Source organism: Cryobacterium algoricola (assembly GCF_004402485.1).
GTDB classification, from domain to species: domain Bacteria; phylum Actinomycetota; class Actinomycetes; order Actinomycetales; family Microbacteriaceae; genus Cryobacterium; species Cryobacterium algoricola.
Genome location: NZ_SOFG01000009.1, coordinates 278956 through 289438, shown reverse-complemented (window position 1 = coordinate 289438; position 10483 = coordinate 278956). Strand labels below are relative to the sequence as shown.

Genomic DNA, 10483 nt, shown 5'->3' with positions numbered 1-10483 from the left:
TGATGCTGCCCGTGTCAATGGCGCTCGTCGGATGAAGATACCATGACGACCTCCAGGGGTACCGTCGTCACCTTGGGTACTCTGCCGCTCATCCAGAGGTCGCCGAGACTGACTGACCGAGACCGACCATCGATGCAGCATGGGTAGCATCTCTCCGCGCTCTGTGTGGTGTCTAACTCCGCTTGAGCTGTGCGGCAGGGGGATTCGAAGCCGCAGCCGTTTCCTTAGTGATTCGAGGATGCGTTGTCAGCGGGATCGTTCACAGACAGGCTGCGTCTCCTGTGCTGTGCCTGAATCAGCGCGACCGCCCCGAAGACAATGGTCGCCGCCGCGAACACCAAGCTGGACGCAGTCGATACCGCCAGATCCGGCACCCCGGCCCACCACACGCGATTGAAAAGGGACTGGTTTGTCCTTTCCGGTACGGCAACGAATGCGACGAACACAGTGACCACTGTTACGAGCGCGGCGACGACCCGCAGTATCACTCGGGCGATCCGGCCCAGGCGCCGGCGCACGAACGAGACAGTCAGAAGGATCAGAGCGGCCAGCTGGAGAAGGGGCAACACAATCATGATGACGGGCGCCGCGGCGATGACCGGATCAACCAGATGAGGCGCAGCCGTTGTGCCGACGATGGTGTGGAGGAGCCGGTACGTGAATTCGCTGAATCGAGCCGTGTCGGTGCCGAGCCCGGTGTTGCTCAGCACAATAACCCCCAAACCAAGGTCGGGAGAAAACGCCAGGTATGAGGTTTCCCGGGTGGTGTCGCCATCGTGCTCATAGATCAGCGGGAGGGCCGGGTCGTCGAAGTTTTCGTCATCATCGTGCAATTCCCAGAACGAGCGCATGTACCAGCCGCTGGCATACCTGCTGTATTTATCGACGGCGGCCAACGGTGCGTGATCGGCCCCGAACACGGCGGAGTCGATGCCGGATGGCCGACCCAACTCGGCCTTGAGCAGGCGAGTGAGATCAGCCGCGGTCGAGCTCGTATAGGCAGATGGTGCGCCCATCGGCCAGCGCGGGCCGGGCGTTGTCGAGTCGATCACCCCGAACCACGTGTAATGGCCCGACGCTAGCCCGTTCGCCTGGGCAGCTGTGAGGTCGCTCGTGGTCGCGTCGAGCCCGAGGGGCCGACCCACGAGTATCTGTAGGGCGGTCTCAAATGTCTGCCCCGTGATCTCCTCGATGATCGATCCGAGCAGAGTGTAGTTGCCGTTCGAGTATTCGAAGCTCGTGCCCGCCATCGACGACGGCGCGGTCATCAACAGATGGCGCGTCTCGGTTCCGAGTGAGGCGAACGCAGGCGTTGGATCGAACACATCTGCCGTACCTGCGCCGGTGCTGATCCCGGATGTGTGACTGAGGAGTTCTGCGACCGTCACGTCAGCGAAGGGGCTGCTTTCGCTGCCGAGATGGCGCAACAGCGTACCGACCGTGTCGTGGAGTGACAGCTTGCCCTGTGCAATGAGTTGTTGGATCGCGAGTCCCGTCAATTGTTTCGACGTCGACCCGAGCACGAACGGTGTGTTGAGCGTGACGGTGGGCCCGCCCGGTGCCGCGTCGCCGAACGCCCCCTCGAATAGGACCGATCCCCCCGAGAGCACGACCACGGCGAGGCCCGACAGCTTCAGATCGGCGCGCTCTTTTTCCAGAAGCGCAGTGATCTCGGATGCCGTTGCCCACCCGTGCGACGATGGTACAGCGGCGCCAGCGGACACTGTTGTGCCCGCTGCGAGCGACGTGATCAGGGCGACCGCGATCATCAAGCCGCCCCGCAAGGGAACTGATCGGCGCCGCTCGCGAGTCGTTCGCATGCGCGTGATTGTAGCCCGGTGTCGTGACGGCATTCAGCGAGAAACTCGCCCCGCTGGTGCATCAGAACATCAGTGACATTGAGATGGTTCGGTCGCCGTCCTCCCGGATTGCCGGAGCTGACGTAAACGGTTCCGGGCTTGAGCCAGCGATGTTCAATGATCTCGGTGCTACGTGTGGCCACCCCACGGGGATGATATTCAACGCGATCATGTTGGTTGCCGCTTGGATGGGGAGTCGGTCGCTCGTGATCATCCAGCTCGTCCCCAATCGGGTTCGCCGCCTTCTGAGCTTGCTACGAAGCGAGGTACACGTGATTGCGTCCCGCGGACTTGGCCTGATGAATGGCGGTGTCTGCCAGTCGTAGCAATACGTCAACCGTTTCCGAGTCGACGACCTCGCCACAGCTGCCACCGATAGACGATCGCCTCACTCTTCCGTGGCCGTGGGCGTGTCGATAGAATTCGGCATGCCCAGTCCGCATCCGCTCGGCGATTATTTGCGAGCCCGCCGCGAACTGCTGCGACCTGCCGACGTCGCGCTCCCCGAAGGCGCAGGTATTCGCCGAGTGCCCGGGCTCCGACGCTCTGAGGTGGCGGCCATCGCGGGGATCAGCACCGAGTACTACGTCAAGCTCGAACAGGGCCAGGAGGCCCACCCCACCGACCAGGTACTCGATTCGCTGTCGCGTGCTCTGAGGCTGGACGCTACGGCGAATTCCTACCTGCACGCACTGGCGCGCATCACCTCGAAGCCGACCTCGCCGATCTCCCCGCCGGCCGTCGAGCGTGCCCGTTGGCTCATCAGCTCCTGGCCGACTACGGCCGCGATGATCCTCGATCGCCGCTTCGACATCGTGGCGACCAACCCGCTCATGTCCACCTTGATCGGCGGCTATCAGACCGGCCGCAACTCCGTCGCCGTGCTGCTGCTCGATGCCGACGTGCGCGCCCTTCACGTGGACTGGAACGGTCTGAGCGCGCGCTCGATTGCCCTCTTGCGCTCCCGGGCAGGCCTGTATCCCGACGACGCGCGAACCCAGGAGCTCATCACCCATCTCATGCGCGACAGCGACCGGTTCCGGGAGCTCTGGCACCGGTACGACATCGAGGGCATGACCGAGGGTACCCACTCGATGATTCACCCCGTGGTGGGCGCCCTTTCACTGCACTACGCCCACCTCCCTCTGGTCGGCGCCGACGACCACTCGATTTTCCTCTACTTCGCCGAGCCGGGCACACCCACCGAGAGCGCCCTCGCGGCGTTGGTGCCAGGGAGGTAGCGGCGCTACTAGGCACAGCCGGGTCACGCTCCCTGCGGTCGATGACCGTATCGTCAGCTCCATGGATCTGAGACTCTCAGGGAAGAACGCCGTCGTCACGGGCGCAAGCAAGGGCATCGGTCTCGCGGTCACCCAAGCACTGGTCGCCGAAGGAGTGCGAGTCGTCGCCGGTGCGCGGTCGTCGACACCCGAGCTTGACGAGCTGGTCGCCACCGGTGCGGTGCTGTTCGAGAGCGTCGATCTCTCCAGCCCGGATGCGCCTTCCAGGCTCGTCGCACGATCAGCCGAGCTGGGCGGGCTCGACATCCTGGTGAACAACGTCGGCGCAGTCACCTTCCGCTTCGAAGGCTTCCTGGCCATCACCGACGAGCAGTGGCTCGACACCCTAAACCTCAGCTTCTTGGCGGCCGTGCGCACGACCCGTGCCGCAATACCCCTGCTCCTCGAGCGCGGCGGCGGCAACGTCGTGACAATCGGATCGGTCAACGCGTTCCTGCCTGATCCACCGGTGATTGATTACTCCGCCGCGAAAGCCGCGGTCTGGAACCTTTCGAAGTCCCTCTCCAAGGAATTCGGCATGCAGAACATCCGCTTCAACACCATCAGCCCCGGGCCCGTCGCGACCCAGCTCTGGCTCGGCGAGAACGGCGTCGCGGCAACGGCCGCCCGAACGATGGGTGTCGACTTCGACACCGCGCGCGACCGCGTCGTCGCCAGCCAAGGCGGCTTCTCGACGGGACGATTCACCCAGCCGTCCGAGGTCGCGGATCTCGCTCTCATCCTCGCGAGCAGCCGCGCCGGAAACGTCACGGGCGCCGATTTCCTCATCGACGGCGGCCTCATAAAGACACTCTGATCCATCCCGGACACGACAAAGGAGCACGCATGGTCAAGCACGTCGTCTTCATCCACGGACTCTGGATCCACTCCGCCGCCTGGAGGGCATGGCAGGACCTATTCGAAGAGCGGGGCTACGCGACGTCGGCGCCCGGCTGGCCCGGGGATCTCGACTCGGTCGAGGCAACCCGAGCGACCCCTGACGGGCTCAACAATCAGGGCATCGCCGAGATCTGCCACCACTACGCCGACCTCATCGCGCAGTTAGAGGAGAAGCCGATCGTGGTCGGCCACTCCTTCGGAGGCCTCATCGCCCAGGAGTTGCTCGCGAACGACCTGGTGGCGGCCGCTGTTGCGATCGATCCCGCTCCGATCAAGGGCGTGAAAGTGCTGCCGTTCGCCCAACTGAAGTCGGGCTTCCCCGTGCTCGGCAACCCGGCGAACAAGTCCCGCACGGTCGCCCTGAACGAGAAGCAGTTCAAGTACGCGTTCGGCAACGTGCTCACTGACGAGGAGTCCGACGCGCTGCACGCGGACTGGACGATCCCCGGCCCCGGCCGTCCCCTGTTCGAGGACGCAACCGCGAACTTTGTGCGCAACTCGCCCGCCACGGTCGATACGCACACCGCCGTGCGCGGCCCGCTTCTCCTCACGTCCGGCACGGAGGACCACACGGTGCCCAAGGCCGTCACCGTGGCCGTCGCGAAGCTGTATGCCGACAACACGTCGTCGGTGACGGAATACCACGAGTATGAAGGCAAAGGCCATTCCCTCACCCTCGATGGTGGATGGAGGGATGTCGCGGACGACGTGCTGGCCTGGCTGGCCGCTCAGGGACAGACCCCCACGGCCCCGGACAAGACGGAGAACGCGACACTGTAGGTGACCAATGCCCCTCGTCGTCGCGATCCTCGCGTCATTCATCGCGTTTCTTGACGGCTCCATCGTGAACGTCGCGCTGGCCTCAATCGAAGACGAGTTCGGCGGCGGCCTAGCTGGTCAACAATGGATCGTGGACGCCTATTTACTCGCCCTGGGCGCACTCATCCTGCTCGCCGGCGCGATCTCTGACCGTGTCGGCCGGGTGCGTTCGTTGCGCATCGGGCTCGTCGTATTCGGATTCGCCTCGCTGATCTGCGCGGTCGCGCCAGGTGTCGGGTGGTTGATCGCTGCGCGCTTTCTACAAGGCGCCGGCGGTGCGCTTCTCGTGCCCAGTTCTCTCGCCCTCATCAACTCCACGTATGTCGGCCCGGTCCGGTCCAAAGCCATCGGCTCCTGGACCGGCTGGACCAGCGTCGCCTTTGTCCTCGGTCCTCTCGTCGGCGGAGTGCTCGTCGACTACATCGGGTGGCGATGGGTGTTCGCCGTCAACCTCCTACCCGTCGTCGTGACGCTGACCCTGATGCGTGCGCTGCGTGACCCGGCCCCTTCCGTTCCGGGTCGCCTCGACATCATCGGAGCGGCGCTGGTTGCTCTGGGACTAGGGGGCATCGTCTTCGCTCTCATCGAGCAACCACGACTGGGCTGGGCGAGCCCACTCTTGTGGTCGACTCTCATCGTGGGCGCCGCGCTCATAGTCGCATTCCTCGTCAGACAAGGCCGAGTCCCGAACCCTCTGCTCCCTCTGAGTCTGCTCCGTGCTCGAAACTTCGCCGCGGGGAACGCCACAACAGCTGCCGTCTACGCCGCCGTGGGCCTCGGAATATGGATTATCACCCTCTTCCTTCTCGAAGTTATTCAGCTGCCCGCCACCATCGCGGGCCTTGCAACACTCCCCGTGGCAGTCGCGTCCATTTTGTTCGCGCGACTTTTCGGAGCGTTGTCAGGCCGCTATGGTCCGCGCTTTTTCATGGCTATCGGCCCCATCATTGCCGCGTCCGGCTTCGCATGTATGCTCACCGCATCGGTCCAATTCAACTTCTGGACGCAACTCCTGCCAGGCATCGTCCTGTACGGATTCGGGCTGACCATCACGGTCGCGCCGCTGACCGCTGCCGTCCTCGGGGCTGTGCCCTCAGCGCAAAGCGGCATCGGGTCCGCCGTAAATAACGCGATCGCGCGCGTTGCGGGCCTGATTGCCGTAGCAATCGCCGGCCCAATCATTGGCAATCAGCTCGATATCGATGGCTTTCACCGACTCGTACTGACAACAGCGGGACTCCTCGCTGTCGGCGGAATTGTCGCGGCCGTCGGTATCCGTAACACCTCACACCGCGCCGTTGAAGCATCACAAGCGGCACAGTGCAGCGACCGCCCGGTTCCCGGAGCTGCGCTCGTAGCCACCGGGGATACCAATCCCTGATCGGTCACCGATGCAATCAGTCACAGCAAGCCACCGTCGTTTCCATGGACCTCAAGTAACGGATAGGTCAGCCTCTTATTTAGTGCTGCGGACAAGCACACTGGCACCTGTGCAGCGGCTATTCAGCAGGACTGTTCATATCTTGGAGCGAACTGCACTTCCCGCTGTGCCCATCAGGCCTAGGAAGCCAATTCCCGTGCTGTTGAGGGCGGCGAGGACGATGATCACGGTGATGCCGGCGAACCGTACCGCCGTGCCCGAAGTCCCGGTCGCGAGTCCAATCGACTGCCGCATCCGTATCCAGGCGCGAAGTTTCTGCCGATGGCGGTAACGGATGAAGAGCGAGTAGTCGATATCGACGGTGAGCCCGAGCATCAGACCGAGGATCGGCGTGGTCTCTGTCTGTTCCACGACGCCGGAGAATGACAAAACTACGAGGGCCCCGACCCCGGCAATGGCCGCGATAAGTGGCAAGCCAGCGGCGATCATCGAACCGAGCCTGATGAACAACATCATGGCAGCTACGACGACGCCGATAACCTCCGAGGCGTTGGAGAAGCGTTGCCATGGGAGTGTCCCGTCCTCTTTCCGAGCTGGAATAACGAGTGCGGACGCGACCGCGGATGTTCGAGGGCCGCGCCGATGCGCCGACCAATCGCCGACCGGTAGCCAACGGATAATCGGGCAGCAGCCCATGGAGATGTTTGCGGAACGTCACCGCTCGAGGCGAGGGGTCGGGATTTTCAGCTGGCGCGCTTCGCTCAGCGTGTCCTCGAGAACAGCAAGTGCCTCTGTGGCCTGCGGATCCGTGTGCGCCGCGAGGCTCCGTCGAGCGATCGGAATCAGCACGGTCGCCCATCCGGACAACGCAGCGACCAGGCCGGGCAGCCGGTACGGCAGCACGGCGTTGCGATGCCGACCGAGGTCGACACCCCGAGCTTCGAGAACGGGCAGCAGTTCGCGAGTGGTCAAGAACGCGGCGTGGAACGCTCGACGGTCTCCGACCATGTCCGCCAGCGACCCGCTCCGTAGGGCCTGGGCGAACATGCCGGCATCGGCGATGAAGTGGAGCCACAGCCAGCCTCGCATGTCCTTCTCCTGACGAACAGCGAGTCCAGCCTGCTGGAAGGCCGTGACCACGTCCTGCTCCCGCGCCGTCGGCATGGGGTCCGTCGTGCCGATGATGACGGACGGCAACATCGCGCCGAGCAGCACTCCGTCTTTCCCGAAACCTCCTCCCGCTTGCGGGAAACCGAAAACGACTCGATCAGCTGGGAGTGGCGCGACCGCGGCGAGCGGTTCCTTCCAGAGATTGCCGAACACCAGCACCGTCGCTGTACCCAGGCGGGGAGCGAGAAACGCGGCTGCCTCGGCGAGACGATGGTGCCCGACGCTGAGCACGATCAGATCGAAACCGTCGCTTGGATCGATCGATTCTCGCAGGCGAGTTCGGAATGATTCGAGCGCCCGACGGCCGAACGGCTTGCGGCGGCCGTCGATCCAGTCCAGGTGCACCTCGTTCCCCTGCTGGGCAGCGCGACCCGGGCGCACGTAGAACTCGACGTCGTGGCCGGCGGCGTGAAACACGCGACCATAAAGTGTCGCAATCACTCCGCGACCAAACATCAGAATGCGCATGACGGGCTCCTTCGATAAGATGGAGCTTGTCTCCACTTACCAATATATGGAGGCAATCTCCACTTGTCAATGAGAGGTCGCATTGTGGCTGAGGTACGAGCGCTCCGATCGGATGCGCGCCGCAACCGGGATGCAATTGTGACAGCCGCCCGTGAGGTGTTCGACCAGAACGAACAGGTACGCTTCGATGACTTCGCGGCGCGTGCCGGCGTGGGAGTCGGGACCCTCTATCGACACTTCCCCACCCGAGAAGCCCTGGCTGCAGCCGTGTACGTGGGTGAGGTGACCGCGCTCTGCGACCGGGCCCGCGACACGACTCGGTCCGCCGGCGAGAACCTCGACGCCTTCCTGCGCGGGTTCGTCGAGTACGTACTTGCCCACACGGGCCTTGCCCGCGCCCTTGCAGCAGTCGCCGACCCCGCAGCGCTAGCCGACGGTGGAATCGAACTCGAGGCCACCGTCGCGGACCTGCTAACTCAGGCCGCCGCCGACGGTGCCATCCGCAGCGACGTGACCGTCGGTGCGGTGATGATCGTGCTGCACGGCATCACGTCAGCAACCGGCCGGCCGCTCTGGGCGTCGGAAGCCCGTGCAGCTGTAGAGCTATTGCTCGCCGGACTACGAACACCCTGACTACTCTCTTCGCGTTTACGCGGGTGCTATCGATCGCGAGCGAGCTTCGCTCGTCCACGTTTTGGTCGTCTCGATAGCCGATTTGAACCGGATACGGTCAGCGCCAAAGCCTACGGGCGCCACTTCCACGAGGCATGGAAGTGGCTACCAGGAGCGTCGATGAAAGCTAAAGGATGCTGAGACGCCCAAGCTGAGACTCATGGGCAACGGGGAATTTTAGCTTCATTGTGCTCGCGATTGAAGCGCCACTAATTTCCACGAGTCCGGTTGGCTGCTGGTCAAGGAGGAACATTGCGGACGTAGCTCCGTCATGTTCGTCCACAGGGAGTATCCTCGCAGCCCTTTTCCACTGTTGACGCATCTGACAGTTGCGGCTGGTCAATGGCACCGGTTGCTGCGTTCAGCCGTGACATTCTGCTATGAACCGAGCCGAACGATATTGCGTCCGGCGGACTTGGCTGCACATAACGCCATGTCTGCAATTCGCAACAGGGCATCAATAGTTTCCGATTCCACGACCGCGCCACAGCTGCCTCCGATACTGGCTGTGACTGGCGGTATCGTGCCTTGATTTTCAATGGCCGCCCGGATGCGTTCGGCGATGATGGCGAGTTGGGCTGGTCCATCGACGATTGCAAAGACCGCGAATTCTTCCCCTCCGATGCGCGCGCACACGTCGCTGGGGCGCAAACAAGTTTTTATGACGGCCGCACATTCTTTCAATATGCCGTCTCCGATGGCATGGCCGTGGACGTCGTTGATCAGTTTGAATCGGTCCAGGTCGATCATCAGGCATCCGAGTTGCTGACCTGTCCTCACTGCCATGGCAGTCACAACAGAAAAGCGGATTTCGAGCCCGCGGCGATTGGAAACACCTGTGAGCGAATCAGTCAGCGACAGAGCGATGGCTTCGTCCCGAGACACCCGAAGGGAGTGACGCAGAAACAAGACGGAAGACGACGCCAACACCACCAACGACACAAAAATGAACACCGCCGCGAAGGGGATCGAGGACCGCGCAACGATGATGACCGAACCGACAATCGCACAAATACTGCTTTCTATCGAAGCCCGGATAGGGTCCTCGAATGTGCACAAAGCAATTGCTATTCCGAGGAGGCCGAAAGACATAATCACGCCCATCGGTGCGGGCTGAATGGTGATGGCGACGATGATGGTGAGACCGATCGCCATCGCAGTCGCAGCTACGCCGCCGATTACCGTCACGCGTTGTGCGTATCGCGCCCGCAATGCGACAATCACCCCCGTGGCCGCGCCAGCGAAAAGGAACCACCGGACAGACGGAGGGTCAAAGGTCGAGATTGACGTCAACACCGCCAAGAGGGCCGACAACATGAGGGCCGTCCACTGGAAGCCCACGAATCTCAGTTCCTCCGGCGGACTCAGGAATGCTCCGCTGATTGGAGGGGCCATTTTGCTCTTAGCGACGGTCATCATCGCCCATCATTGCCACCGGTGCGCTCGGCAATACGCACTCGACACTCGGCATCCAGACTGTCATCCAACGGAGACTCGCCGAAGTGGACGACCGATCTGCATCGGCTGGAGCATCTCGCAAATGCGGCTTCGATACCAGGCTCACGCGAAACACTTGAATTATGTCGACTTCCAGTTGCCCAAGTTCCCTGTAGCGGTCTTTGATGTGCGTGAGTGTTCCCATCTGGTGTTCCGCCTTCATGAAACACAGAATTCTGAGTGCCTCGCTCTTTTAGAATACGGGATTGCCAACGCGCTGACAGCCGAGTTACCTCCGGCCCAGATGCTGGCATCGGCCAATCAGAGAGTCCAGGTTCAGGTCCCGGGCGTCAGACACTCTTCACGGCAGAGCGTTGCGCCCGAGCGGCCCGTGTGAGCTGTCGGTTGGTCGGAAGGCATCGGCTGGCATGATTCGCCCACTGCTTCAGCCGACTTGATGTGTGCCTGTTCGCGACCCGCTCCTACGGCGGATCGCC

General features: G+C 62.8%; 9 protein-coding genes. 5 read left to right on the top strand and 4 right to left on the bottom strand.

Annotated features, from left to right (window positions below; all coding sequences use genetic code 11):
* Positions 1 to 224: 224 nt before the first annotated feature.
* Positions 225 to 1820: a serine hydrolase domain-containing protein gene (locus E3O44_RS06615; protein WP_166792569.1), complete on the bottom strand. Its 1596-nt coding sequence runs from the start codon at positions 1818 to 1820 to the stop codon at positions 225 to 227.
* 467 nt (positions 1821 to 2287) lie between these two features.
* Here E3O44_RS06615 and E3O44_RS06605 point away from each other — a divergent pair, with 467 nt between their 5' ends.
* The 4 genes from E3O44_RS06605 to E3O44_RS06590 all read left to right on the top strand — a co-directional run bounded on the left by E3O44_RS06605 (position 2288) and on the right by E3O44_RS06590 (position 6239).
* On the top strand, positions 2288 to 3100 hold the full coding sequence (locus E3O44_RS06605) for a helix-turn-helix domain-containing protein (RefSeq protein ID WP_134533703.1): 813 nt from the start codon (positions 2288 to 2290) through the stop codon (positions 3098 to 3100).
* A gap of 61 nt (positions 3101 to 3161) precedes the next feature.
* Entirely contained in the window at positions 3162 to 3956 is a 795-nt protein-coding gene (locus E3O44_RS06600; RefSeq protein ID WP_134533701.1) for an SDR family NAD(P)-dependent oxidoreductase, read from the top strand.
* Between the two features lie 29 nt (positions 3957 to 3985).
* Complete coding sequence (locus E3O44_RS06595; protein ID WP_134533699.1) at positions 3986 to 4819, top strand: alpha/beta hydrolase; 834 nt, start codon at positions 3986 to 3988, stop codon at positions 4817 to 4819.
* Positions 4820 to 4826: 7 nt separating this feature from the next.
* Positions 4827 to 6239, top strand: coding sequence for an MFS transporter (locus E3O44_RS06590; protein ID WP_134533697.1), 1413 nt, complete (start codon positions 4827 to 4829; stop codon positions 6237 to 6239).
* 135 nt (positions 6240 to 6374) lie between these two features.
* On the opposite strand, the gene E3O44_RS06585 is transcribed toward E3O44_RS06590, so the two are convergent.
* On the bottom strand, positions 6375 to 6935 hold the full coding sequence (locus tag E3O44_RS06585) for an MMPL family transporter (protein ID WP_134533695.1): 561 nt from the start codon (positions 6933 to 6935) through the stop codon (positions 6375 to 6377).
* Between the two features lie 18 nt (positions 6936 to 6953).
* The gene (locus E3O44_RS06580; RefSeq protein ID WP_134533693.1) at positions 6954 to 7877 is read right to left on the bottom strand and encodes a ketopantoate reductase family protein; all 924 of its coding nucleotides are present in this window, start codon (positions 7875 to 7877) and stop codon (positions 6954 to 6956) included.
* A 138-nt stretch (positions 7878 to 8015) separates the two neighbouring features.
* Here E3O44_RS06580 and E3O44_RS06575 point away from each other — a divergent pair, with 138 nt between their 5' ends.
* Positions 8016 to 8510, top strand: a complete 495-nt coding sequence (locus E3O44_RS06575) for a TetR/AcrR family transcriptional regulator (protein ID WP_241976107.1) — start codon at positions 8016 to 8018, stop codon at positions 8508 to 8510.
* Positions 8511 to 8927: 417 nt separating this feature from the next.
* Here the strand turns inward: E3O44_RS06575 and E3O44_RS06570 are convergent, their stop codons facing one another.
* Positions 8928 to 9968, bottom strand: a complete 1041-nt coding sequence (locus tag E3O44_RS06570; RefSeq protein WP_134533689.1) for a GGDEF domain-containing protein — start codon at positions 9966 to 9968, stop codon at positions 8928 to 8930.
* Positions 9969 to 10483: the final 515 nt, after the last annotated feature.